This window comes from Pseudomonas sp. XP1, assembly GCF_053557675.1.
The window spans coordinates 127,885-154,061 of sequence record NZ_JBNRIJ010000001.1 but is presented as its reverse complement, the minus strand read 5'-3'; the positions used below and the strand labels follow the sequence as shown (position 1 = coordinate 154,061).

Genomic DNA, 26,177 nt, shown 5'->3' with positions numbered 1-26,177 from the left:
GTTGCGTGGATATGGCTGGATAATGGTGGCGCGGCGTACCCGGTGTCAACACCGAGATCGCCAACCCATTGGGCTGCGCTTTTGCCCAGGGAAGTGAATTCACAAGCGGTGCACGTACCCTGCAGGTCCGATCTTGCACAAGAGGCATTTGATCAATCCAGCAGCCACCCGGCATCGCCCTCGTCCAGCCCCCCCCCGTGATCCGTCCTGTCACCTTTACGCGCCACGGCCGCGCCTTCGATCAGGAAATGCTCAGCCCCACTTTCGATCACGGCGCCGCACGTGGTCCGATCCCCCACCCTGGCAACCGCCCTGCCATTGAAGGTGTACGTGGCACTGCCGCTTTCTACCTGGTTGGTGCCATGTAGCGGGCAGACATGTCGATGACCTACAAGTACGACAGGGTTCATTGAGCTTCTCCTTCTGATGGCCCAGTACGCGATTCACGGTCCATTTCCTGAGGCCAATCAACCTTCGGCGCCAGGCAGTGCATGTGGCTGAGGCCATCGTCATCGTTCCAGTCGCGGGGTGGGTGCACGAATTTCGGCAGGGCTTCGGGGCCTTGCTGCATGAATAGCCGGGCGATAGCCCAGTAGGCTTCTCCGTGGTAGAGGTCGTGGGTGAATAACACGCGGTCGATGACTTCGTCGGTGTCCGGGTTGCGAACCGACAGCATGACGTTTTCGATCAGCCCACCGTAGCCGGGGGCGTAGACTCGGTAGACTTCGGCGGTTACGTCGTCCCAATTGTAGGCGACAGGTTTGACGCCCCAGTGTTTGCGGCTGAACAGGAAGAGGTAGCTGCATCTGAATTGATAAACATAGATCTTTCGACGCAAGCGATTAAAACGTATTGGTTCGTCTCGTGGAAGTGCCAAGTCTAGCCGGACAAATGAAAAGACGACCCATACGCAGATTAGAGGCCCGAGTATCAAGATTAGCTTCATAATCCAATCGAAGGCCTGACTGTAATCAATGAGCCCCCAATACACTTGTCCAGCTACAAAAAACAAGAACAGCAGCGTCGGAATGCCAAGCAAGGCCAATACACCTCGTAGACGGACTGTAGATCGAGGCAACTCCATGTATACATCATCAGCATGGTTTGGCGGCGGATTAATATCGTTCAAATTCAAGAGAGATGTGGGTGCTTCGTGGGCGCTCGGTAGATCGTAGCGCCAGCCTGGCGCACGTCTCATTAGCACTCTTGGCTCATGCGTCGTCATTTGCCCTCCGGTTACATACCTCAATATACGCACTTTCAATTTCTCGGTCCGGCCAATACATTACCAGCAATGTTGCTGCGACAATGGAGTGTGCTCCAATTGTCGGCATGAGTTCTATAAGGCCTGAGATAGCCAATTGGGACCGGTCATTACCCTCCGAAAAAGAAGAGTACTTTTTATCAATATTAAAGTCGCTTTTATAGTCGGGCAGCCTAGGTGGAGAAAAGCCAGGGAAGCTGGCCGACTTGGAAGAGCCAGTTGAGCGACGTGCATGAAACTCATCCACAACCAGCGTCTCTCCTCCCGTGTAGTCCGGGAACTGGCCATCACCTCGACGATGGACTGTCAGGCACCACCGATATGCCGACATTCCGTCTTTGTACTGAGGTAGGATTATCTTGAATTTTATTTTTGGTTTCCGTTCAAGACCGGTCAACCCTCCGATCCTTGGAGTGGCCGGGTCGCTTACCAGATTCGCTTCGAAGTGGAATTCTGCCTGTACACCTAGCGTGGCGGCGTTGAGCTCCGCAAATGCGATGTCTGCGTATTCCGGGCTTCTCCAGTGAATGACTGGCGTCTCATCTGCCTTTCCAAAACAGCACCGTCGGGCCCACCGTTCCAGAGCGGATGACTCATTCTCTTCAGCGCTTTTGCTAAGCGTATAGGCAGTCAACGCCAGCACCACAGCGAGGCCTACGGGTCCCCATACAGTGGAACTTAATGCTGTTCCAGCGACGGCAATGGCGCTGGCCCCGTAAAAACCTGCAGCCAACCAGTATCGTATCGCTGCTGCACCATCTCCTGCTGCCGATACACGTTTAGCAGCAGAAACTGCCTGTGCTGCCTCAACAAAGCCGACGACAGCGCCTACTACAGCACCGATCTTTATCACGGTCTCGCCTATGGCAGTAGCACCTTTGGCCCATGACATACCCTTATAGGCACTTGCCCGCAACATGAGCCCAACCAGTTCGATATGCCCTCCCAACACTCCCAAGTACGATCCTTGCAACGCCAACTTGGCCTCATACGCCTTCGGCCCAATCTCCGTTTCCGCCTTTTCCTGATTCCTGCCCAGGCTGTCCTGCTGCAAATACAACCCACCTATCGCCAGCAAGACTTCCCAGCTACCAGCAATCCCGCGCAACCCGGAAAAACCGGTCTTCACCAATCGGGCCGCCTGCTGCGACGTGATCTTCATCCCCTGCAATAATTTGCGCGCATCGGCTTCCAACGTCCCCGCCGCCACCGAGATATCCACCAGGGCAAGCTGCGCCGCGCTGCTCGCCTGGGTTACCCCCATGTTGGCCTCCTTGAACAACCGGCCATGCACTTCCTCAGCCTTGCCTTCGACCCACACCGTCACACTGATCATCGTATTGGTGAGCCGTGGATCGAGCACGGCCAGGCTCATCAAGCCGTGCTGGATGATCGGCCGCACCTTGCGCATGGCCTTCATCGAGCCAAACTCGAAGTCATCGATATTGCGGCGCATCCGGTCCCGCGCCTCGGCGATCGACGCATTGGCCTTGTGCTGCAACTCCCGCAGGTGCGCACTCTGCAAGGCGTAGTACTCGCCCAGCTTCATCTTCACTTCCAGTTCGATCAGGTGCACGCCGTTGTAGAGAAACTGCGTGGCGCCGTTCAGATGGCGCACCGCCTTCTGAATACCAGGTGACAAACATGGCGCCAGCCGCTGACTAGCCGCATTGAGCGCACCCTGCGTTTCAGCAATGGCCTGCTTGAGGGTATTGCGCATGCGCAGGCCGGCGTCATCGCTGGCGATGATCTTGCTCAGCATGCCGTAGAGCTTGTCGCTGTCGTTCCAGTTGATCGCTTCTGTGGCGCCGAAACTGGGCAGCAGCGCGGCCAGCAATGACTGGTCGCGCATCAGCAAGGCGCGGTAGGGCGGGCTGTCCGGATCCTGCAGCCATTTCAACCAGAGCAGTTCGCTGGTGCCGGAAGCGGGAACATGCGGTTCAAGGCGGGGGACGACAGCTTCGGTAACGCCGCCACCCAGGCACAAGGCCATGGTCTTGGCGTAGGCCACCCCGGACTCACGATCATTACCGTCGTAGTCGTACGCCTCGGCCAGCTTGAACATGGGCGAATCGAACAAGGCAACGTACGCCTTTGCGTCCTTGTCGATGTAGCGCTGAAACTCGCGCTCCTGCTGGTCGTATTCAGCCTGGAACGCGGCCCGCTGCGGCTCGTGGTAACGTTGTTCAAGCCGCTCGTCACTCTCCTGCTGCGCACGCTCGACCAACCGCTGCCGCTCGACTGTCGGCTCGACGAACGCTGGCGGCCCATCGACCGTCATCGGTTCCAGCGACGGCACCTCCTGCGCCGCCCACTCCCTATGCGTGGCTCGAATGATCTGCAGGATCTGCGAGGTCTGCAGCTGATAGGCCCGCATCGGTTCTTCACGCCAGGCCTGACGCTTCAGTACCCAGTTCAGGCGCTGATGGTTGTATTCCTGAATCAGCCCGACAGTGTCGTCGAGCACCACTGCCAGCACGCCGTTTTCCAGCTTGTGCCGGTTGATCGCATTGACCAGATAGCCGCGCAGGGCGAACCGGCGCAACCAGCGGCTGTGGAAGCCATGCGCACTGTCGAAGGGGGCGCAGCCATGCTGGGCGTACTCGAATACCTGCTGGTCGACCCCAAGCTTATCGGGCGTCATGGCGATGCCCAGCAGTTCGGGATTGTTGCGGGCCTGGATCAGATCCAGGCCCTCGAAGCGATGCGCAGGCGATGCACCGCTCTTGTAGGCGTTCAGCACACTCACCGGCCAAGGATCGCTGGAGAAGGCCAGCCAGGCGCTGGCGTACCTGTCGGTATCGAGGTTGAGAAAGGCTGAAGGAATGTCGTGATCTGCGTTCACGCATGTTTCGGGCAGCGGCGAGGGGGGGCCGTCTGGCGGCTCGTAAGGGTTGAAGCGGCGCAGGTGGCCCTGCTCGCTGACGGCATAGGCATGCCAGACCTGCTGGTCGAGCAGGACATACAGGTAGCCCATACGCAAGGTGCGCAAGCCGATCATTGTCGAGATATGCCGGTTATCCGCGACGGTGAAAACACACTCGGGGCGGGTATCCGGCACCAGGGCGCGGCGCAGCGGCAGGATCGGCAGGCCCTGGCGCTCGCAGGACATGCACTGGTCGTGCGGGAGCCCGGCTTCGGCGATCGCGAGGGCGATACGTTGACTGATGGTCATGAGCGACTCTCGGATTTCGGCAGGCATTCGATCAGGTGGCGCCATTGCGCCTCGGAGTAGCGGGCAAGCAACGCGGCGAGAGGCGCCTGGCCTCTGGCCGCTGCGTCGATCATTTCGCCGACCACAGGTACGGTATGCAGCCTTGGGTGAATGCACAGGTGATGGAGAGCGAAAGCCACGATGTCCTCCGTCTCGCTCAAGCCCAACCGGCGTGCATCATCGATATGGTTCGAAGCGCGCACCGCTGCAAAAGGTGGGATCTGGCACTGATTGACGCGGCGCGAACCCGCCCGCAACACTCGCCAGATAGCCAGCACACGCTCGATCAGCCCCACGTCATCCTGAATTCGCCGCGCAGGTGCCGGCAAAGGGTGTCGCTGCCCGCCCTGCCCTTTCAGGCTTGCCAACCGCCCCCCGCTACTCAGGAACAACCAGTCACTGATCGGCCACCATGGGCCTTGTTCGAGCCGCTCGAACACCGCTGCGAGCAACTCCAGACGGACGGGTTCGTAGACCGGGTAGCAGCCAAACTCCCGATGGGAATCGGGTAGCCGACACAAGGCCGTGAGATGGGACGCGACAGCGACCGAAGGCGCCTCACTGAACAGCCAGCCACACAGGTAACGCCGTTGCTGAAGCAACGCCTTTTGCGCTGCTCGGGCCGTGAGTTCCAGCAGGCAGCGACTGGGGACCGTGCCGGGCGAAGCCAGGCAGGCCAGTACGGGATGCAGTTGAGGGGCATGGGCCAGGTCGTCCCGGTGCACACGGGTCAATGCATGCTCACCCAGGGCATTGCGCAACTGGGCAAGCACGGCGTGGTCGCCATTGTGAGCAGTCGCAAGCGGGTCTATCAGCACATGGCAGTACAGGTGCGCCCCATGATGGCTTTCGATGAGCCTGGCCAGGTTGTCAGTGCGCATCAGACCTTGGCCTCGCACTTTTTGCTGGTATCAGGCACAAGCGAGAGTGGCTGGCTGTTTCCAGCCCCGGACGCAGCCGCGCTGGTTTGCCCTAGCAGGTCGAGCTTGAGCCCGTTGATGGTGATGCCCTGCTCATCCAGCACAATGCTGCCGCCCGCAGTTCTGAACTCGATGCGCTCACTGGCGCGCAGCTGATAGATCGTCGTATGTTGCTCAATGCCCTGCCCGACGGTGACCTTTTGCGCACCTTTGACGACAAGCTCGGCATCCTTTCCGACAACGGCCTGGTGATTGGCCCCTGTTGATTCGCTACGGTCGTTGCCTACTTTCTCGATAAAGTCATGCTTGATGTCTACGTTGCAGGTTTGCCCAATGAGCTGGGTATGGTCACCCCCGGTTTCCTGGCGGAAGTCATGGCCGATGTTCAAGTGCTCATCATTGCCGACCTGCTCGACACGATTACGTCCCACCCGCGTGGTCTCATCATTGCCGACTACATTGTTCTGGTCCCGCTGGGCATGGATGAACACTTCTTCCTTGCCAAGCTCGTCCTCGAAACGCAACTCGTTGAAACCATCGCCCTTGTGGGTCTGGCTCTTGATGGTCATACGGGTCTTGTGTTCGGGCAGGTCGTAGGGCGGCAGCTGGTCGCCGCAATAGGTACGCCCGGTGATCATCGGCTGGTCGGGGTCGGCGTTGACGTACTGGATGATCACATCCTGGCCGATGCGCGGGATGGCCATCGCCCCCCAGCTGCCGCCTGCCCAACCTTGCGACACGCGCACCCAGCAGGAGCTGAACTCGTTGTTCTCGCTCTCCCGGTCCCAGGGGAAGCTCACCTTGACCCGGCCCCACTCGTCGCAGTAGATCTCTTCCCCGGGTGGCCCGACGACCGTGGCCATGTGCGGGCCGTCGATGCGTGGCTTGGGCAATGGTGCCGGACGCCATTCGATCCGGCCAGGCACCAGCACGGCTTCCTGCGAATAGCGCGTTCCTTGTGCAGCTTCGGCAGCTTCTTCTTGCAGGCTGGTGAACTGGCTGCCCTGGTGATGCACGCGCATCACGCGCCAATGGGCGTTGAGGTCGTTGCGCGGGTGTTCGACAAGGGTGAAGCTCAGGCCTGGTTGCAGCCGTACATCGTCACCCTTGACTTCGGCAATACGGGCGTCATGGCGCAGGCCCGTCAGGCGGGTGGCGGTGAAGGGCACTCCGACCGCATCGCGCTTGTAGCGGCCGGGGTAGTCGAAGCGCTCATAGTCCCGGGACTGATGGGTGATGCTACTGTCACCTGCGCGATGTTCCTGCCGGTACTGCGGGTTGGTGAAGGTGTAGTCCCGCTGCACCTGGCGTGCGGTGCGCACCTGCTCGCTGTAGCGCAGGCGGCGCAGGCAAGGCCTGGCCTGGTCGCCACCGCTGTTGGCGCGGTACAGCACCTGATCGGGGCCGATGTCGTCTTCGTCGAAGAAGTCTTCATCTGCGTCGTCGGCCTTGAGCGCGCTTCGGCTGATCTGCCCCAGTGCCAGAAGTCGGTCGGTGATGACCAGCTGGTGGTGTTTCGGCGTGTGTTCGAAGCGATAGACAAAACCCTCTTCACCCGCCAGGCGGGCGATGAAGTCGAGGTCCGTTTCACCGGCCTGTACGCAGAACTCGCGCACCTGATGCTCGCCCATGCTCTTGATTTCGAAACGGGCAATGCCCTGGCGCTTGAGCATCAATTCAAGGATCTGCGGCACGGTCTTGTGCTGGAAGATGCGCCAGTTCGAACGCAAGCCGGCACGGGCCAGCACGGGCTCGACCAAGGCGCGGTAACGGGTGCGACAGAACCCTGTCTCACCCTGGCTGAAGCTGCTGACCAGGCCGTGCACATAGCGCAGGGGGCGCTCACCGCGCCAGATCGTGAACAGCACCGGTTTGTCGAGCAACTGGCCGAAGTCGACCTCGTCTTCAAAACTGATCAATTCCAGTTTCAGCTGAAACGGTGAGCTGATCATTTCGTCGAGTTCGAACGAAACCACCTCGAAGTCAATCTGGCCAGCCAGCGGCTGGAAGGTGAAGCGCAAGTCGGATTGGCTAGGCATGCGTATCCCTCCCGCTACTGCTGCAAGATGCCGTTGAGCGATTCCAGCACCTCGGCGGTGATCAAGCTCAGGCGGTAGCTGTAGAAGCAGTAGGCGCAGACCATGGCGATGGCGGAGATCACCAACGGGCTCCACCAGGGCCATTCCCGGCGCCGCATGCGGTAGGGGCGGTGGACCACGTTGGTATAGGGATCGCCCGGGAATTCCGGCGTGGGGCCGCGCAGTTCACGAATGACCTTGTGCATGCGCGAAATCAGGGCATTGATGATTTCATCGCACTTCGGGTCCAGGGCGTACTTGCCCTTCAGGCCCAGACAGAAGCAGAAGTACAGGAACTCCAGCACATCCTGGAACTCCTCGGGCGACTGCATCAACCGCTCCAGCAACACGAAGATCTTCTCGCCGCCCTGGGTTTCGTCGTGGAAGATGCTGAGCAGCGGTTCGTGGCTCCAGCACGAATTGTTCCCCCAGGGGCGGCTCATCACGGCCTCGTCCAGATAAAGGCACAAGGCATAGGAATAGACTTCCAGGTGCACGGCGGAATAACCGTGCTGCTGTATTTCCTCGCGGATGGCGCTGACCTGGGTCTGCAGGGCCTTGTGCACCTGTTCGATGTTGGGCAGGTCATCCAGCGTACGCAGGCGAATGACCAGGCCGAACAGCGGGTTGGCCGCATCGAGCATCAGGTTGGCGAAGCCGCCGCGTAGCTGGAAGCCCGGGTCGGCCGGATAACCCTCGTGATCTGCGCGCCTGCCTTGACCGGGCAGATAGGGTGAATCGGAGCCCGCCGGGACAGCGAGCATGGCATGCAGGCTGCTTTCGGTTACGTCATGGGCAGCGTTGGCGGCCTGGAATTTTCCAGGACGAACAGCAGATGGGCCGGGCATGAAGAGGTCCTTGTCTTCCAGTAGGCTGAAGACATGAACACTATCGGGGAATCAATTCTTCGAGGAGCGTGGGGCGTCCCAAAACGCTGTAGGAACTTTCTCCTTTTGGCTTGTCTGGACGCTGTGATGCCGGTATCTGGGGCCCTTTCGCGATACAAGGCCGCCCGCGCAACGACCGCGCCAGCCTTTGCGTGGGTGGCGCGGCGCTGCAAAAGATCAATCAGCCAAACAACCTGGCCAGAAAGCCCAGCTTCTTCTTGTAGGAGCGCCGGGCTTCCAGTGCGTCCTCCAGACTGACTTCCAGGAACCGCGCCTGCTGGTTGGGCTGCATCTGCCCGATCAGGTCCAGGTCGGCACTGATCACCGTGCCGATCATGGCGTAGCCGCCACCCGACACCGCGTCACGGTGCAGGATGATCGGCTCCAACCCCGCGGGTACCTGGATCGAACCGATCGGGTAGCAGCTGTCGACGATGTTCGACGGGTCCGAGCCGGCCCCGAACGGCTGCTCACGTGGCTGGAAGCTCAGGGCACTGCCGCCTTTGTAGCGATAGCCGATACGGTCGGCCTCGGAGCCTACAGTCCAGGCTTCGGTGAAAAAGCTTTGCGCGGCAGCCTTGGTCAGGCGGTGAAAATACAGCCCCGGCACCACTCGTAGCACCACCTCGCCGCCCAAGGCCTGGCGCAGGGCCATGGGCAGGCTCGCGCCGGCACGGGTCTTGCCGCTGGGTACGCCGACCGGCAACAGGTCACCCGCCATCAGCTTGCGCCCATGCAAGCCACCCAATGCACCCAACGCATAGGTGGAGCAGCTGCCGAGCACCTCGGGTACATCGATACCGCCGGCCACCGCCAGGTAGGCCCGCGCACCTGCGGTAGGGAAGCCGAAACGCAACACCTGCCCGGCACGTACGGCAAACGCCGTATCCGGGCGTTGCTCACGGCCATCGAGCAAGGCCGGCATCTGCGCACCGCAAACCGCCACCAGCGTATCCTGCTGGAACTCCAGCTCCGGCCCCACCAGGGCACACTCGAGGCCGGCGGCGCCGGCCGGGTTGCCCACCAGGTGGTTGGCCGCCCTCAGGGCGTACTGGTCGAGGGCGCCGGACGGCGGGATGCCCAGGTGGTAGTAGCCTTCACGGCCCAGGTCCTGCACCGAAGTAGCCAGGCCGGGTTTGAGTACCTTGATCATGCCAGCACCTCCTGCAGGGTCCGTGGATAGCCGACCGGGTCGGCGAGGAACGCATCCAGGGAGAATTCCACCGGGCGAATGCGCAGGTCGAAGCGGCCTTCCTCGACATCCGCCACCGCCTGGTCGTAGGTGCGGCGGTCGATTGGCTTGAACTGCACGATGTCTCCCGGGCGGAAGAACACCATGTGCTCCTTCAGGTAGTTCAGTGTCTGCTGCGGGTCGTAGATCGGTGCCGGGGTGACGCCGAACATCTGGTAGCCGCCTGCCCCGCGCACCGAATAGATGCAACCGAAACAGCCACCATGGCCAAGGGTGAGCTTGGGGGTGTCCGTACGTGGGCGCAGGTACTTGGGCACTTGCAGTTGCCGCTCGCGCTCGACCATCTGGAACATGAACGGCAGGCCGGCAACGAACCCGACCATCGACACGAACCACGGCGCGCCGCTGTGCGCGGCAATGAACGCCTCGACATCGACCAGGCCGTTGATCCGCGCGGCGTACTCCAGGTCGGTGCTGCCCGGGTCCTGGTGGCGGTCACGAAAACGCATCAGCGTTTCATGGGTCCAGGGGTCGTTGTACAGCACTGGAATCTCGATGATCCGCGTCTGCAACGAGCGCTCGGCCACCGCCTGCGCTTCGGCACCGCGCACCGCCTCCAGCAGCGCCTGCGGCGCGATACGGTCCGGGTCGAAGCGGATCTGGAACGAGGCGTTGGCCAGGCACACATCCAGCACCCCGTCCAGGGCCAGCCGCTCCACCGCGCGGGTGACGGCCATGCCCTTGAAAAAGGCCTGCAGCGACATGCTCTCGCTGACCTCGGCAAACAGGTGCTCGTCGGCGCCAAAGCTATAGCGGATAGGGGTTGTAGCGAGCGGTTCGGCCATGACTGTTCCTTTTCTTGGAATCTTTATAGAAAGGCAGGCGAAAGCAAATTGCACGGGCTCCGGCGTATACCTTCCGGATGCCCCACGGATTCAGCGTGGCGCACGCACCACGATACCGGCCGCGTCCAGCGCCTGGCGCGTGGCCTCGACCAGGTCGAGCGCCCCCGGGGTGTCACTGTGCAGGCAGATGGAATCGAATTCGATGGCTAGGTCCTGCCCCTCGACCGTGCGCACCACGCCTTGCTGACAAGCCCGCAACACCCGATCGGCGACCGCCCCGGGCTCATGGCCCCGCACGTTGCGGGTGAACACGATCGACCCGCTCAGGTCGTACTCGCGGTCGGCGTAGAACTCTCGAATTACCGGCTGGTCAAGTTCCTGGGCAATCCGGCAGATCACCGAACCGGGCATGCAGTACAGCAGCAGCTCCGGCTCGATCACCCGCAGGTTTTCCACCAGCAGCCGTGCAGCTTCCTCGTCACGTGCCAGATGCATGTACAGAGCACCGTGCGGCTTGATGTGTTGCAGGTGCACACCTTGGGCGCGGGCAATTTCCCGCAGGGCACCGAGCTGGTAGAGCATGTCGTCGACCAGTTCCTGGGCCGGGGCATTGATGTGCCGGCGACCGAAGCCGACCAGGTCGCGGAACCCAGGGTGTGCACCCACTGCGACGCCCAGGGCCTTGGCCCGCTCGACGGTACGGCGCATGGTGCCGGGGTCACCGGCATGGAAGCCGGTGGCGATGTTGGCCGTGCTGATGTAGCCCATCAGCTCGTTGTCGACGCCATCGCCAATGGTCCACGGGCCAAAGCCCTCACCCATGTCCGAGTTGAAATCCACCACCTGCATGATTGTCTCTCCTGGCGCTTGTGACCGCATGCAAGCCACGTTAGATTCTCCGCACCCCCTTGGGAAGATCTATAAACAGATAGGGTGTCTTCGGAAAATCAGATACACCAGGAGCCTACCGTGTCACTGACCCTGCGCCAGGTCCGCTACTTCGTCGCCACCGCCGAGATCGGCCAGATTTCCCAGGCGGCAATCCACCTGAACATTTCGCAGTCTGCGGTCACCACGGCGATCAAGGAGCTGGAGGCGATGCTCGGTGTGCTGCTGTTCCAGCGCTCGGCCCAGGGCATGAGCCTGACCGAGGCCGGCCGCCACTTCCTGAACCGCGCCTACGTGATTCTGCGTAGCGTGGACGATGCGCTGAACAGCCCGCTGCCGGATGTTCGCGCCAGTGGCCTGCTGCGCCTGGCGGCCAGTTATACGGTGATCGGCTACTTCCTGCCGCATCACCTGCAACGGCTGGAACACTGGCACCCGGACGTGACCCTGGAGCTGTACGAGCAGGAGCGCAGCGCCATCGAGCAAGGGTTGCTGGAGGGGCGTTTCGACATGGCAGTGGTGCTCACCGCCAACCTCACCCACCCGGACATCGTCTCGGAAACCCTGTTCAACTCCGAACGCCGACTGTGGCTGCCTGGCCATCATCCGCTCTGCGAGCGCTCGGCGGTAAGCCTGGCCGACGTGGCCTGCGAGCCGTTCATCCTGCTGACCGTGGATGAGGCCGAGCAAAGCGCCATGCGCTATTGGGAACAGGCCGGTCAGCGGCCGCAAGTACGGGTGCGGACCAGTTCGGTGGAGGCCGTGCGCAGCATGGTCGCCAATGGCAGCGGTGTGGCGATCCTGTCGGACCTGGTGCACAGGCCCTGGTCGCTGGAGGGCAAGCGTATCGAGACAGTGACCATCAGCGACCCGGTGACACCGATGAGCGTTGGGTTGGCCTGGCACCGGGAACGAGCGTTCAGCCCGGCGATGCAGGCTGTGCGCAATTACTTCCATGGTGCATTCCTGGCGCCGCAGCAATTGTCGGCACGGCGCTGACCGCCCTGCAGGCCTGGGCCTTCACGGGCAAACCCACACACAGCGCCTGCATTCGAAATCAACGCCACTCGCTATAGGGCTCCAGCGGTGTCACCGGCAGCGCCAGGTTGCCCCGCCACGGCTCGAACAGGTAGCGCAGATAGAGCATGCCATGGCTAGGCGCATAGTCATCACTGTGCTGCCAGTCGAAGCCGGCGCCCAACACCCAATGGTCGCTCAGGCGCCGTTCGAACAGCCCACGCAGGCGGTAGCCCAGGCCGCTGCTGTCGCTGGCGTCGTTCATGGCATCGATATTGGAGCCAACGTCATACTGGGCCAGCACCTTGCGGTTGACGTGCGCATCCGGGTACAGGCGGCTACGGCCGCTGTGGGCCTGGGACCAGCTGACAGAGCCTTCCAGCAACACCGACCAGTCGTAGTTGCGCCAGGCATAGCTGACCGGCACGCCAACCGATGTGTAGCGCTGCGGGCTGTAATAGCCGCCCTGCCCCAGGCTGTAGCCGCCCAGGTCCTTGTCGTGACGCCAGTGCATCAGCGTAAGGCCCACGCGCACACGCTCATCGGCTTTTTCCACCACGCGGTGGTACCAGCCGGCCATGGCTCGGGTGCGCTGGTTGTCGGCGACGTTCTCGCCATACAGCCAGTGGTGCCCGAGGCTGGCCCAGACGCCATTGTCACCGCCCTGGTCCCAGCTCAGGCCGAGCGTGGCGCCATTGGCCGTGACCCCGCCCCAGCGCACGCCCGTACGCGGGTCACGTGCCCCGGCAAAGGACAACAGCGAGTTGCTCATCGGCCGCCGCGAAGCGGTCAGCGACCAGCCGACCTGACCGAGGTCGCCATTGACCGTCGCGCCACCCAACCAGTTGTTGATGGCGTAACCCTGAGTGGTTCCCAGATCAAAGGCCCAGCGGCTGCCCTGCCAACCCAGCGCCAGCACGCTGCCGTCCGCCGTCTGCGAACCACCATCGCAGGCGGGGAGCGACTTCCCGTCGGCGGTGCGGCCAACAAACTGGCAGCTACCGAAATCCGGGGTATAACCCCTTTGGTCGTTCTGCTCGAACGAGCCCGCATCCATGCCGATGCGCTCCACCCGCGCAAAGGCGGTGCCGTCCTGCCAAGGGGTATCGACGTGCAGCAACGTCGACTGGGTACTCAGTTCGGACGTGCCCGGCGTACCGTCGTCCTCGCGCCAACCGTAGTCGTGCATCAGCGTCACATGGGTATTGCGCTGGCGATACAGCGCATCGACGTCGCTGCGCAGGCTGCGTGCCAGCCAGTCGTCGTCATCCTGCTCCCGGCTGGCCAGCGTCAGTGCACGGTCGTCTCGTGGCGACACGGCAGTACGCTGGAGCAACTGCGCATCGACCATCGCTGCAGCGTAAAGGTCCAGCGCCCGTTGCGGGTCATCCGGCGCCACCAGGCGGGCAGCGTCGCGCCGCAACAAGGGATCGGGGCGAGGCTGCTGCGCTGCTATCTGGTCGAGCATTCTTGCCGCCTGGTCGTGTTCGCCCAAGGCCACCCAGACAGCCGCCAGGCGCCGTTGGGCGTTGCTGTCATCGGCAGCCAGTTGCGGTACCTGCACAGCCAGCATGTGCCGGGCCTGTGCCAGGTTGCCTTCGGCCACCGCGCTTTCGATCACGCCCAGGCGCGCCTGGGGTTGCCCAGGCTGCACGGCGAGCACGCGCTGGTAATAACCGCGCGCCTTGCCAGGCTCACCATTGGCCGCCGCCCAGTCAGCCAGCAGCATCAGGTCATCGGTGCTGCCTTCGCCACGCGCCAGGCCGGCCTCGAGCAGGCGGGTCGCTTCAGCCGTACGGCCTTGTGCCTGCAGCTGCTGTGCCGAAGCCAGGGTCATGCGGCGGCGGATACGCTGCTCCAGCGCATGCATGTCAGCGTTCCAGGCCCCCTGCGGCACCGCGCCCAGGCTGTCCAAAGCCAGCGCATCGCGGTCACTGGACTCCAGGAACAGGCCATGGGCATAACGGGTAGATGGATCGCCCGGCTGGCGCTGTACGATCCTGGCGAATGCCGCATCGGCTTCGGCAGTGCGCCCCAGGTGACGCAAGCTGTTGGCCAGCTGATAGACCAGCCATGGCTCATCGGGTGCCAAGGCCGTGGCCTGGCCCAGCATCTGGCTGGCTGCCGCCCAGTCCTCACGCTGCATGGCCTGGTCACCTTGTTGGCGCAGGCGTGCGAGTTCCAGGCTGCGGCGCAGGCTGGCGAACTGTGCCTGCTGCCGAAGCGGCAGGCTGTCGAGGTACGCCCGCGCCTTGTCGGGCGATTGCGCCTGGTACACACGCACCAGGCCGCGCACGGCACTTTCGTTATCCGGTGCCATGCGCCGAACCTGCAGGAACTGCCGCTCGGCGGCAGCGGTATCGCCCTCGGCCAGCGAGACATCCGCCAGGCCCAGCAGGGCGTATTCCTCTTTCGGGCGCTGCTGGCGAGCCTGCTGGTAGAAGGCGCGGGCCGCGCGCAGGTCTTTCGCCTGCAGTGCCCGCTCCCCTTTGCCGAGCAGGGCCCAATACTGGCTGGACGACTCCAGGTCCTTCCACTGGCTGATCCAGTAAGTGTCCTGTTCCTTGGCACTTGCCGCCCGGAACGCCGCATTGGCGTCTTCGTAGCGGCTCTGGCGCATCAACGCATAGCCCAGTGCCCCCTGCAGGCTGGCATCATCCGGATACTGGCGCAGCGCCCGACGCAGTTGTGCTTCGGCTTCAGCGTTGCGGCCCTTGTCGAGCAATGCCAAGCCCCGTCGGCCAGCCTGCCAGGACGGGTCGGCCAGCAGTTTGCGCTGCTGTTGCAGAGTCTCGCTGGCCTGCGCCTGCAACGGTGAGGCCGGGTAACGCTGGAGAAACGCTTGCCAGGCCGCCGCGCTGGCGGCGCTCACCGCTTGCCCGGACAGGTAGTCGAACTCACGCTGGGCAGCGGCATCCCGTGCGCCGGGGTCGCGCGACAGCTGGTCGAGCAAGGCCAAGGCTTCACGGTCGCGATTTTCGGCGAACAGCCAGCCGGCGAGGGTCTGGCGCAACCCGGCACTGCCGGGGTACTGCCGGTCCAGCTGCTGCAACTGCCTGATCGCCTCGGGGCGCTGGCCCGGGAGGTTGCCGCGCACGCGCCAGTAGTCCAGGGCCAATTCCAGGCTTGGCGGTTCACCAGCGAACAACTGTTCATAGGCCGCCAGCGCCTCTTCATTGCGCCCGGTGACCGCCAGCAGGCGAGCCTGCTGCAATTGCCGCACGCGCTCAGGCTGCTGCAGCTCGAGCAGGCGCCTGGCCTGGCGAGCCTGCAGACTGCCAGGCGCGATAGCGCTGATCCGGGCGCTCAACTGCTCGGCATCGGTACTGTTCTTTTCGCGCAATGCCAGGCTCAGGGCCGCCAGCAACACATCCGGGTTGCGCGGCTCGAGCAATTGCAACCGCCCCAGTGCATCGCGCACCAGGTCATCACGATGCAGCGCCTCGCCACGACGCACCTGGTCCAGCAGCCATTGGCGCTGTTCATCGGCATCCTTGGGTTGCGCGGTGGCCTGGCAGGTCACTGCCGCCAGCATCAGCACACCGATCATTCGCTGCATGGCGCGCTCCAGGCCGGCAACAGGCGGCCACGCGAGTCGAAACGGTAACGGCCTTGGTCCCAGCCTTGGCCAAACAGCGCCAGCACCTGGCTGTAATAGGCCTTGGCTTCGACTGGCTGATCACGTAGGCGCTGACGCTGGGCCGCCAGGCCCGCGACGTGCTCCGGCGATGCTGCCAGCAACGGCAGCAGCGCCGCGGAGAAACCTGCCGGGCCATGGCCACTGGCAACACCGCTGTGCGCATCCACATGCTCTGGCGGCAGCCCCTGGCGCGTGGTCAATGCCGCCATCGGGGCATAATGGGCCACCAGTTCGGCGCGCTGCGCCGCGTCCTTGGCCAGCATGCCGACCCACAGGTAGACGCGGATGGCGTCGTAGTCACCTTCACTGCCATGTTGCGGGTCCGCAGCCAGTTCACCGGCGGGCGTCCACAGCAGCCAGTCCGGGGCAAAGCCCTTTGGCGACGAAGCCAGCCACAGACGCCGCGTGTTGGCCGCCAGCTCGCCCCACAACGGGTCGACTAGGCTGAAGCGATCGAACAACTGCAGCGGCAAATAGCTGGGATTCAAGCGGGCACCGCGGGCATCCTCGAAGCCGTAGTCCCCCGGCAGCAGCATCACCCCCAGGCCCGGCAGCTTGCGCACGGTCTGCGCGGCGATACGCCACAGCAGGCGCTGACCCAGTTGCGTGTAGGCCGGCTCGTCCCACAGGCGCCCGGCTTCAAGCAGGCTGTAGGCAATCCACAGGTCGGCATCGCTGGCGTTGTTGGCATCCAGCACCTGCCACTGCTGCTGGCCGTTGCGGCCCCACAGCCAGGCGGGCAGATGCCGGGCCAGGTCGCCCTCCGCCAGGTTGTTGCCGGTCCAGCGCAGCAACTGCGCGAAGGCTTGCCGGTCATTGCCCACCAGGGCGAAGAACAGCGCATAGCTCTGCCCTTCCGAGGTGGTGATCAGGCGCTCGTCGCTCCGGTCGATGACCCGACCGTCGACACTCACCAGCTCGGCCTTGAAGCGGTCCCATGCCGGCCATGGGCAAGCCGGTGCGGCACTCGTGACAACGGGCAGGCCCAAGGCGACCAGCCCTACCAGCAACTGACGCATCATCACCCCGCCTCACCCAGGCGGCGCTTGCCTGCCCAGCGCAGTGCCCGCCACAACAGGAAGGCGAACAGCACCACGCAAATGGCCGCGATCGCCGCCAGCAGCACCGGGTGCTCGGACAGGTGGAACCACAGCAGCAGCCACCACGGCAGCGCGCCTACGAAGTAGTGCTCGCCGACGAACTGGCTGGTGACGCCACTGCTGCGCACCAGCGTCACCGAACCGGCCACCGCATCGAGCTTGCCCACATCGCCGAGCACGTCGCGCAGCAACGCTTGGTCGCTATCGCTGTTGGCCAACAGGGCGACCACACTGCGCTGCTCGTGGAATGGTGACTTCAGCCCGGTGATGGCGGCAATCGGCGCCTGCGCGCTGACGGCCACACGGCTGCTCGCTGCGACCGCTGCGGTATCGAAGCGCTGGCTGCCCGGCAGCCCGGTACTGCGGCCCTGCAGCAGCCAGTCCCGCTGGGCGCTGAGCAGCAGACCAAGATTTGGCGAATCCCCCAGGGCCTCGGGCAGGCTGCCGAGCAGCAGCAAGTCGGCATCGACCGCTGCGGCCTGCGCCCAGTCATCGACCAGCCGCAGGCCAAGCGCCGGGTAGCCGATCTGCCCGGCCAGCCCGCCGACCGCATCGAGCAAGGTGCCCACCTGCATCGCCGTGGGCTTGGCCGGCATGACGACCAGCGTTTCGGAAAGGTCGGCCATGCGGCTGAACGGGAAACCGCTGCGGGCGAATGCGCGCAGGTCGGGCATGGCGATGTAGTGGTGGTAACCGGACAGGTCGATGGTCGAGTTCTCGTCGATCGCCGCGCGCACATCCACCGGCAACGAGGTCTGGCAGCGGTCGCGCTGGGCGCTGCCCAGGGTGCTGGCAAAGCTGAAATCGAAGCGCAGGCGGTTGCGGTCGCCGATCTTCAACGCCGGTACCAGCGACTTCTCGGTCAATGCGCTGTTGTCACCCGGTAGCACCGCCAGGCGCATTTCCTCGAGCGTACCGCCGCGCCGGTCATTGCCCACCAGCGGCATGCTGGTGATGTACTGGTCATTGACACTGATGCTCAGGCGCGATTCGTCGCTCACTGCCGGGGCCGTGTAGCGGTACAGCGTACGCAGCGGAATGCCCTGGTTGCGCCACACGAACAGGTCCGGCGGCAGGTTCAGCTCCAGCGTCACCGGCCGCGGTTGCAGGCCGCTGACCTGCAACTGCTCGGGGTAATCGAGCAGCTCGGCGAAGCGTACCGGGCGGTCGGTGCGTGTCCAGTTCGGTGCATCATAGGGCTGGCGCGGCTGCAGTGCCGTCATCTGCTCGACCTTCACCCGGGCACCGCGGAACAGGTTGTTGCCAACCGCCAGCGCCGAAGCGGCCTTGACCAGGTCATCGTCGTTGCGGCCCAGCACCAGCAGCACCTTGCTGAAGCGATCGTCCGGGTGGTCGATCATCTGCAGTACCGGGCCGTCCACCGGCGGGAACTGCTGCAAGTCGGCGAGGAAGGCCGGGCGTCGATCGTTGCTGGCAAACACGATGCTCGGCGTGGGTCTGTCGCCACGGGCCGGCAGGCTGTCGTACAGCACCGGGAAGGTCGCCTTGCGCCACCCGGCCTGGCTGCCGAAGTAGGACGCCAGGATCGCCGCCGCACGCTGCTCGCCCAGGCTCGGCACGCCGCTGAACACCATCGGCAGGGTTACCTTGCCAGTGTCGCGCACATCGAAGAACGGCAGCGGGAAGTACGCCAGGTCGTTGTCCAGGGCCAGGGCCTGTTCGTGCAGTTGTACCTGGCTCTTGCGGTTCAGGTTCAGCCAGAGGCCGCTGTGCGCAGGGTCTTCGCAGATGTCGGTGTAATGCCCGACGAACTCCAGGCGTACCCGGTTGAAATCGCTGAGCAGCTTCGGGTCCAGTGGCAGTTGCCGGCGCACGCGCTGGCCAAGCTGGTCCTTTTCCACCGGCACCACGCCCATCAGTTCATCGTTGAGGTACACGCGCAGGTGCGACAGGTTCGGCAACAGCGCGGGCGATGGCGTGTAGTCCAGCTGCAGGCTGGCGTCGGTGGCCAGGCGGTCGCGCCGCAGGCCGAATTCGATATGCTCGCTGTTGCGCACCCCCAGCAACAGGCTGTCGGACGCATGCCCGAGCTGCTCGAAGGTTTTCGCAACCGGCCAGTTCGGTACCGTGGGTACGGCTGGCTCGGCAAGCGGGGCTACGGAGGCGGCAGCGGCGCTCTGCGACAAGGCAGCAAGCAGCGCCATCGCCAGGCCCCAGGTACGCGCGGGATAACCAGTCATCATGCGTCTCGATCAACAGGGTTCAAGGAAGGGACAGGCCGCGGTGTGCGCGGCCTGTAGCTGGCCAGCCAGTTCGTCAGCGCGTGCAGTGGGCGCAGCCACGCCCGCACCCATGGCGGCAAGTGCTCGACCAGCCGCAGGTAACCGACACCGCCCAGCTTCAGCACGTCGACCAGGCTGCGCAGCGGGCGGTCGACTTCGTGCTGCTCGCTCCAGCCCAGCCAGGCATCGGCGCGGGCGAAGGTGCAGTGGACCAGGTCGATACGCTGTTGCTGGCCGAGGTCGTGAAACACCAGGCCAACGTGTTGCCCGACGGTACGGGTGACACAGGCCTGGAAGGCGAACTCGCGCTGGCCGCGGTTGAGCAGCAGGCGTACCCGCTCCCCGGCTTGCAACTCAAGGCCCCGGTGCAGCTGAAGGCCGACACCACCGTCGGAGTAGTCGACCAAGGTACAGGGGTAGGCGTGACCGCTGGCCAGCACCAGCCCGGCCGGCAAGCGCATCTGCACCCGGTGGGCGCGGCGCACCTGGCGCACTTCGGCAGCCACAGCGACGGCGGCGCCGATGATCAGCAGGTTGTAGATCACCCATAGCGAGCTGACGATCACCGTGCCGATCTCCGCCGCCGGGCCGGTGAACAGGCGCCACACGGCGAAACCCAGGCCCGCCACGTTGAGCGCCGCCAGCCACAGGTAGGGTTGGGCGATGCGCCAGTCGAACTGCTCCTGCTCCATCAGGCCGCCCTTGGCGGTGACGTTGAACTTGCCCTTCTTCGGCGCGAACAGCGCGACCGTGGTCGGGCGGGCGATGTACCAGGCCAGCACGGTCTCGTAGACCTCGCCCCAGAAGGTCTGCCGGTACTTGCCCTGCATGCGCGAGTTGGTCAGGCTGGCGTGGATCATGTGCGGCAGCACGTACAGCAGGATCATCAGCGCCGGTGCGTAGATGATGTAGGCATGCAGCAACAGGAACGCCAGCGGCGCGGTCAGGAACACCAGCCTTGGCAGGCCGGCCAGGAAGTGCAGCATCGCGTTGGCATAGCACACCCGCTGGAACAGGCTCAGCCCACGGCCGAACAGCGGGTTGTCGGTACGGAAGATCTGCACCATGCCCCGGGCCCAGCGAATGCGCTGGCCGATGTGCGCCGACAGGCTCTCGGTGGCCAGGCCGGCCGCCTGCGGAATGCTCAGGTAGGCCGATGACCAACCCTGGCGGTGCATGCGCAAGGCGGTATGGGCATCTTCGGTCACGGTTTCGACGGCGAAGCCGCCGATGCTCTCCAGCGCGGTACGGCGCAGCACGGCACACGAGCCGCAGAAGAACGCCGCGTTCCACATGTCATTACCATCCTGGATCAGGCCGTAGAACAGCTCGCCTTCATTGGGGCGCCGGCGGAACGAGCCCAGGTTGCGCTCGAACGGGTCGGGCGAGAAGAAATGGTGCGGCGTCTGCACCAGCGCCAGCTTCGGGTCCTTGAGGAACCAGCCCACGGTCATTTGCAGGAAGGAACGCACCGGCACGTGGTCGCAGTCGAAAATGGCGATCAGCTCGCTGTCGGTCACGCCCAGCGCATGGTTGAGGTTGCCGGCCTTGGCGTGGTTGTTGTCCGGCCGCACGATGTAGCCCACCCCCACTTCGTCGGCGAACGCACGAAACGCCTCACGCCGGCCGTCGTCGAGGATATAGATGCGCAGGCACTCGCGCGGCCAGTCCAGGCCCAGGGCAGCGAGCACCGTGGTGCGTACCACCGACAAGTCTTCGTTGTAGGTGGGGATCATCAGGTCGACGGTCGGCCAGTGCGCCGGATTAGCCGGCAGGTTCGCCGGCTTGCGCTGCAACGGCCAGCTGGTCTGGATGTAGCCCAGGATCAGCACGAACCACGAATAGGTTTCTGCCGCCAGCAGGATCACCCCGCACACAAGGCCCGTGGTGTCGTTCCAGTTCAAGGTCGACGTATAGCGCCACCACAGGTAGCGGCAGGAGATGAGGGTCGACAGCACGATCAGCATCAAGGTCGGGAAACGACCCGGCATGTGCCGCACCAGCAGGGCGATGCCCAGCAACAGGCAGATGAACACCAGCTGCGCCAGGTAGCCGAACGGTTCGGTGACGCACAACACGGCCAGGCCGATGGCGCCCAGGGTCAGCACACCGTAGAAAACCCACCGGGCGAACACGCTCAAGCCGCGCAGGCGTGCCGAGGCTCGCTGCCTGAAAGCGCTGGCGCGGTAGCGCGCAGGCAGCTGCTGCAGGCGGTCGATCAGCAGGCCATGGTGGCGGCGCAGCACCTGGCGCATACCGCGCAGCTGCGCCTGCACTGCCCCCCAGGCACGGCGGGAAAACCCTGGTTGGCGAGGCAGCGGTTGGCGCCGGACCAGCAGCCACAGGCTCTGAATCAGCAGGCGCAGCGGGTCGCCCAGGCTGGGGCGCTTGCCCGCCAGTTGCGGGTACAGCCGCTGCCGCTCGGCCAGCAGGGCTTGCCAGGCAGGCGACTCCAGGCGCAGGAGCAGGAAGGCCAGCCACACGCCAAGGGTAAACAGCCACGCGACCGGCTGCCGCGCACCACGTGTGCGGAACCAGGCGTAGGCCGACAGAGGGGTCAGGGTCACGACTGGCGCCTCGTCAGGCAGCGCACCGCCAGGCTCTGCACGTCCCGGCAAGCCAGGCTCTGCGGCGCGTAGTGGCCAAGCGGTGCCTTGTGCGCCAGGGCTTCGAGAAACGCCTCGTCGCGGTGCACCACCTGGATCGGCAGGCGATCACGGAACAGGTCGCGCCACACCATCAGCAGGTCGCTCTGCAAGCGGCTGGCGGGGTCGTAGCGGTTGACCAGCAACAGGTCGTAGTGCTCGACCTGCCGGCGCCCGAGCAGCAGGTGGCTGGCCATTTCGGCCTCGGCCACCAACACACGCACGTCAGTCTCGACACTTTGGCCAGCGGCATCGGTCGGCAGTTGCGGCAGGTCGAACAGCAACCAGTCGAAGTGTTCGGCCAGCTCGGCCTGGCGCGCGCGCCAGGCCTCAGCGTCGGGCAAAGGCAGCCGCTTGCCGGCAGGCAGACTGCCGAACGGCATCAGGCACAGGCCATCGAGCACCTCATACATGGCATCGATGTATGGCCGCCCTTCCCGCTCGGCAAGCGCCCAGCCCTCGCGCGTGTCGAGGGGCAGGTTGAAGTGCAGGCCGAGCAGGTTGCTTGGGCACAGGTCGACCAGCAGCACCCGCTCACCTACGCCCTGCAACGCATGCCCCAGTGCCGCCAGCAAGGCACTGCGCCCCAGGCCACCGCGAACGCCGTGCAACGCCAGGCTGGTCATGGCGACAGTACCTGGCGCCGCGGCGCCGCCGTGTACAAGGTGCCCTGGGCGCTGCTCCGGCAGCTTTCACCCAGCAGCGGCCAGCGCTGCAAAGCCTGCTGGACACCCACCAGCAACGAAATGTCCTGGTAGTTCAGGTCCGGCATGTCCAGATGCTGGCGCAACTGGGCGATATCGTCGCTGCGGTCGGCAGGGTCTGCCTTGCCAGTGATCATTGGCGCTCCTTCGGAACAGGTTGCCAGTCGGGCTGGCCTTGCAGGCGCATGTAGGCACGCCCCTGGTAGTTCATTACCTGCGCACCTGCGGTTTCCGCGACCTGTTCGGTGGTCGGCAGGTCGCTCAGCAGGCTGGGCACATCCAGCACCTGCTGCTGGCCCAGGCCCGCATACACGCGCGAGATCAGTTCGGACAGCGCCAGGTAGCTGGTGGGTGCCGAGACGTGCAGCGGCTCGTTGCGGGCAGGCTGGCCCATGCCGATGAACTTCAGGCCGACCGGCACATGGGTAATCGATGGGGTGGGGATTTCACGCATGCCCGACAGCTGCATGCGGTCGCCATGCAGCGCGGCGCCATGTTCCGGGACAATGGCCACGACCACGCGGCGGCCGCTGCGCTCCAGTTCATCGAGGAAACTGCCAAGCTCACCGAACAGCCGGGTGGCGCGCGTTGCGTAATCAGCCACGCGGGTACCGCCGTCGGCGGTGACGATCCGGTTGCCGTCATGCAAGCTGATGCTGTTGTAGAACAGCGACACATGCTCGGCCGGCGCGCCTTTGCGCTGGCCCCACCAGCGGCGCAGCACCTCCAGGTCGCTGGCGATCGGCGAACCGTCGAAGCCGACCAGTGCCCGCGGGAAATCGGTGTTGCGCAGGCCGGGTTGAGGCATGTGCTGCTGGGTGATGTCGCCGATGAAATTGTCGAAGCGGCCGCTGTGGTTGAGCAAGGTGTTGCTCTGGAAGCCGAGCCTGGCCAGGTTCTGGAACAACAGGCACTGCTCCGGGGCAGGCTGGTACAGGCCGGCGTGGGACGACTGCCCGCAGCTGGCACGCAGCACGCGGATGGCCGCCGGCCCGCTGTAGGACGTGGCCGAGTTGAACTGGTCGAAGATCACGTCCAGGCGCGAAAACAACGGGTTGTCACGCAACCCCACGGCAGACAGGTCATCCCAGGCCAGCGAGCAGATGTTGATCACCAGCAGATCGAACGGCTGCTCATCGGCCTTCACGGCCGGGAATGCTGTCACCCGTTCACGCTCACTGGCAAAGAACCGCTCGAGCCAGCTGTCGAGCGTGGCATTGTCGGCAACCACGGTGGCCTGCGCCTGCTCGGTGGGGCTGGCAGCCGCGGTGCCAGGCGCCTGGCCCGGGTGGAACCCCAGCGCTGGCAGGCCGCCGATCGCCAGCCACGCCAGCCCCAGCAGGCTCAGGGTACTCAGCCGCAGCCAATGGCGCAGGTACAGGTAACCCACCAGCAACAGTGCCAGCGCGCCCAGCAAGTTCCAGTTGATGAAGCGGCCGAGCAGTTCGAGCAGGTAGTCCCACGAGAAATCGAACACCCCCGGCTGCGCCAGCAGGCGGCTGAAGGGTGGCAGCCAGGTGTCCTGGTAGAACAATGCGATGCCAACCGGTACGGCCACCAGTTGCCGCGCGATTCGCAGCCACCTGCCTGGCAGCGGCACCAGCAGAAACGCGGCGAACAACAGGTTCGGCAGCGCCTGAAAGTCGAGCATGCCAAGGGCGACCAACAGGAACTTGGCCAGGAAATAGAGGTTCCACCCGCCCAGTCCAGGCCAGCGGGCCGGTACCGGGAGGGTGGCGGATAAATTAGTCATTACGGGGTTCCTGGCGTGCAGCGCGGTGGCGTACGCCCAGCGGTTTCAGGTAACGGGGTGGAAGGCGGCGGCGCAACCAGCCGCGCAGCGTGGCGCGCAGGCGTAACAGCAGCAGGGCCAGCGCCAAGGTGACCAGCGCCGTAATGCCGACCACTTGCAGCAGTTGCGCGAAGTTCATGCTGTACCCCGCTTGCCCAGGGCCACCCGGCGCGGCGCCAGGGCCGGCCTGGCCTGGGCGGTCAACTGTGCCGCCGCGTCAAGCCGGGGTGGCTGTGGCACGCGGTCGTCGAGGAAGGCCGGGGTGGCCAGGCTGTCGACACCGGCAAGCACCTCCTGGCTGATGAACAACTCTTTCCACGACAACTGGAAGATGTGGTCAAGGGCTTGCTCGACGCCTTCGGAGCGGCAGGCGAAAAGGAACAGGAACAGCACATCGCCCACCACGCAGGCGATGTCGCCGTCACGGCGGAACACCGTGCGCGAGCAGGCTTGCAGCGGGGTCAGGCCAGGGGCCGGGCGCAATACCAGCAACTGGTGGGCGATTTCGCCGTTGCGCACCCCGTGCCACATGGTCTGCACGGCTTCGGCGAACGCGCGCGGCGCCACCAGACCACAAATGGCCAGCGGCCGCAGGCGTGCGAGCAAGGCATCGAAATCGCTTGGCAGGCGCCGGCGCCAGAGGTAACCCTGGATGCTCTCGACCATGGTCAGGAAGCGCGACAGGCTGGCACCGAACGGCACGATCTGGCTGGCCCCGCAGGCCAGCAGCAGTTGTTCATCCTGGTAGCGCAGGGTCGGTGCCATCTCGCGCACCACCAGCTTCAGGGCATTGCCACGCAATTGGCGCAAGTGGTGCAACTGGCGCGCCAGGCTATCCAGGCGCTGCCCGCCGTCCATGGCGAAGATGACCGTGGCGGAAACCGCCCTGCCAGCTTTGGCCCCCAGTTCCTCGAGGCTCTCGCAGACCTGCCAGTGCTCGGAGAAGGCTGGCGCACCTTCCAGTACCGGGCGCTGGGCCAGGTACAACAGCTCGTCGCCACCGGTGTCGCTGGGGGCCTGCGGCGCCCCGGCGGCGGCGAAGCCTGTTTCAAGCCGCGCCAGTTCCACGTCGCGCGTACCGGTTTTGCCGAGCGGGTTGCTCCAGAAATGCTGCAGGTAGCGCACCCCGCCTTTGCCGCGATACACCTGGGCCAGGCCATCGACGCCCTGGTTGAACGCACGCAGGCGTTCTACCAGCCCGGCACTCTGGCCGCTGCTGATGACCAGCAACAGCGATGCCTCGGCCAACAGGACCGGGCGCAGCGCGTTGCACCAGCCTTCGATGTTGCCAGCACCCCAGACCTCGGCAGGCGCCAGCAGCACCAGCACACGCCCGGCGGCGTCGATACGCGGCAGGTCATCGACCAGGTGCCGGGCGGCTTGCGGGTTGGCTTCGTACAGCGCCAGTTCGCCGGGGCCCTGCGCGGCATCGAGCGCACCCAGCACATCACCGATCGCTTGCGCATCGGCGATCAGGGCTGCGCGCGCGTGCTCCGGCAGCCCCTCGACCACTTGGCGGCATAGCAAGGTGGCGTCTTCTGCGTTATCACAGGCCAACCAATACAGTCCTTGTACATGAAGCTGGTTGCTTTCGGCGTCTAAGCCGGAGATAGCCAACCACGGCGTTCCGTTCGTCAAAACACTGGCTCTGCAAAAGTAAATTGAGGCGGGTTGAAGGGAAACTTTGACTTGCCTGCCGCTGAGCGCACATGACGCACGTCAAAAAAACGGCAAACAAGACATCTATC

Annotated in this window: 19 protein-coding genes; 1 reads left to right on the top strand and 18 read right to left on the bottom strand. The window is 64.4% G+C overall.

Annotated features, from left to right (window positions below):
- Positions 1-152 precede the first annotated feature (152 nt).
- From ACK1U9_RS00615 to ACK1U9_RS00575, 9 genes are all read right to left on the bottom strand, one after another.
- Complete coding sequence (locus ACK1U9_RS00615) at positions 153-410, bottom strand: PAAR domain-containing protein (RefSeq protein ID WP_196173383.1); 258 nt, start codon at positions 408-410, stop codon at positions 153-155.
- On the bottom strand, positions 407-1,225 hold the full coding sequence (locus ACK1U9_RS00610; RefSeq protein ID WP_449109596.1) for a DUF6708 domain-containing protein: 819 nt from the start codon (positions 1,223-1,225) through the stop codon (positions 407-409). The genes ACK1U9_RS00615 and ACK1U9_RS00610 overlap by 4 nt, the downstream gene beginning before the upstream one ends.
- A complete protein-coding gene (locus ACK1U9_RS00605) occupies positions 1,212-4,439 on the bottom strand; it encodes a T6SS effector BTH_I2691 family protein (RefSeq protein WP_449109595.1) in 3,228 nt (1,075 codons plus the stop codon). The genes ACK1U9_RS00610 and ACK1U9_RS00605 overlap by 14 nt, the downstream gene beginning before the upstream one ends.
- A complete protein-coding gene (locus ACK1U9_RS00600; protein WP_108480497.1) occupies positions 4,436-5,359 on the bottom strand; it encodes a hypothetical protein in 924 nt (307 codons plus the stop codon). Before ACK1U9_RS00600 ends, ACK1U9_RS00605 begins: the two co-directional genes overlap by 4 nt.
- Positions 5,359-7,437 carry a type VI secretion system Vgr family protein gene (locus ACK1U9_RS00595; protein WP_108480498.1) on the bottom strand — a complete coding sequence of 693 codons (2,079 nt, stop codon included), beginning with the start codon at positions 7,435-7,437 and terminating at the stop codon, positions 5,359-5,361. The genes ACK1U9_RS00600 and ACK1U9_RS00595 overlap by 1 nt, the downstream gene beginning before the upstream one ends.
- Before the next feature lie 14 nt (positions 7,438-7,451).
- The gene (gene icmH, locus ACK1U9_RS00590; RefSeq protein WP_108480499.1) at positions 7,452-8,324 is read right to left on the bottom strand and encodes a type IVB secretion system protein IcmH/DotU; all 873 of its coding nucleotides are present in this window, start codon (positions 8,322-8,324) and stop codon (positions 7,452-7,454) included.
- A gap of 220 nt (positions 8,325-8,544) precedes the next feature.
- Complete coding sequence (locus ACK1U9_RS00585; RefSeq protein ID WP_108480500.1) at positions 8,545-9,516, bottom strand: 5-oxoprolinase subunit C family protein; 972 nt, start codon at positions 9,514-9,516, stop codon at positions 8,545-8,547.
- Complete coding sequence (locus ACK1U9_RS00580) at positions 9,513-10,400, bottom strand: 5-oxoprolinase subunit B family protein (RefSeq protein WP_108480501.1); 888 nt, start codon at positions 10,398-10,400, stop codon at positions 9,513-9,515. Before ACK1U9_RS00580 ends, ACK1U9_RS00585 begins: the two co-directional genes overlap by 4 nt.
- Before the next feature lie 90 nt (positions 10,401-10,490).
- A complete protein-coding gene (locus tag ACK1U9_RS00575; protein WP_196173386.1) occupies positions 10,491-11,249 on the bottom strand; it encodes a 5-oxoprolinase subunit PxpA in 759 nt (252 codons plus the stop codon).
- A gap of 120 nt (positions 11,250-11,369) precedes the next feature.
- Here ACK1U9_RS00575 and ACK1U9_RS00570 point away from each other — a divergent pair, with 120 nt between their 5' ends.
- Positions 11,370-12,287 carry a LysR family transcriptional regulator gene (locus tag ACK1U9_RS00570; RefSeq protein ID WP_046613933.1) on the top strand — a complete coding sequence of 306 codons (918 nt, stop codon included), beginning with the start codon at positions 11,370-11,372 and terminating at the stop codon, positions 12,285-12,287.
- Between the two features lie 58 nt (positions 12,288-12,345).
- Here the strand turns inward: ACK1U9_RS00570 and bcsC are convergent, their stop codons facing one another.
- From bcsC to ACK1U9_RS00525, 9 genes are read right to left on the bottom strand one after another with little or no spacing between them, the layout of a single operon-like run.
- Complete coding sequence (gene bcsC, locus ACK1U9_RS00565; RefSeq protein WP_449109594.1) at positions 12,346-15,864, bottom strand: cellulose synthase complex outer membrane protein BcsC; 3,519 nt, start codon at positions 15,862-15,864, stop codon at positions 12,346-12,348.
- On the bottom strand, positions 15,852-16,967 hold the full coding sequence (gene bcsZ, locus ACK1U9_RS00560; RefSeq protein WP_449109593.1) for a cellulose synthase complex periplasmic endoglucanase BcsZ: 1,116 nt from the start codon (positions 16,965-16,967) through the stop codon (positions 15,852-15,854). Before bcsZ ends, bcsC begins: the two co-directional genes overlap by 13 nt.
- A complete protein-coding gene (gene bcsB / locus ACK1U9_RS00555) occupies positions 16,967-19,246 on the bottom strand; it encodes a cellulose biosynthesis cyclic di-GMP-binding regulatory protein BcsB (RefSeq protein ID WP_375136300.1) in 2,280 nt (759 codons plus the stop codon). Before bcsB ends, bcsZ begins: the two co-directional genes overlap by 1 nt.
- A complete protein-coding gene (gene bcsA / locus ACK1U9_RS00550) occupies positions 19,246-21,855 on the bottom strand; it encodes a UDP-forming cellulose synthase catalytic subunit (protein ID WP_108480506.1) in 2,610 nt (869 codons plus the stop codon). Before bcsA ends, bcsB begins: the two co-directional genes overlap by 1 nt.
- Positions 21,852-22,559 (bottom strand): cellulose biosynthesis protein BcsQ, encoded by a 708-nt coding sequence (gene bcsQ / locus ACK1U9_RS00545; RefSeq protein WP_108480507.1) that lies wholly within the window; start codon positions 22,557-22,559, stop codon positions 21,852-21,854. The genes bcsA and bcsQ overlap by 4 nt, the downstream gene beginning before the upstream one ends.
- Positions 22,556-22,774 carry a cellulose biosynthesis protein BcsR gene (bcsR, locus tag ACK1U9_RS00540; RefSeq protein WP_025339608.1) on the bottom strand — a complete coding sequence of 73 codons (219 nt, stop codon included), beginning with the start codon at positions 22,772-22,774 and terminating at the stop codon, positions 22,556-22,558. Before bcsR ends, bcsQ begins: the two co-directional genes overlap by 4 nt.
- Positions 22,771-24,390: a cellulose biosynthesis protein BcsG gene (gene bcsG / locus ACK1U9_RS00535; RefSeq protein ID WP_108480508.1), complete on the bottom strand. Its 1,620-nt coding sequence runs from the start codon at positions 24,388-24,390 to the stop codon at positions 22,771-22,773. The genes bcsR and bcsG overlap by 4 nt, the downstream gene beginning before the upstream one ends.
- Positions 24,383-24,568, bottom strand: a complete 186-nt coding sequence (gene bcsF, locus ACK1U9_RS00530; RefSeq protein ID WP_085601381.1) for a cellulose biosynthesis protein BcsF — start codon at positions 24,566-24,568, stop codon at positions 24,383-24,385. The genes bcsG and bcsF overlap by 8 nt, the downstream gene beginning before the upstream one ends.
- Complete coding sequence (locus tag ACK1U9_RS00525) at positions 24,565-26,046, bottom strand: BcsE family c-di-GMP-binding protein (RefSeq protein WP_085601380.1); 1,482 nt, start codon at positions 26,044-26,046, stop codon at positions 24,565-24,567. The genes bcsF and ACK1U9_RS00525 overlap by 4 nt, the downstream gene beginning before the upstream one ends.
- Positions 26,047-26,177 lie beyond the last annotated feature (131 nt).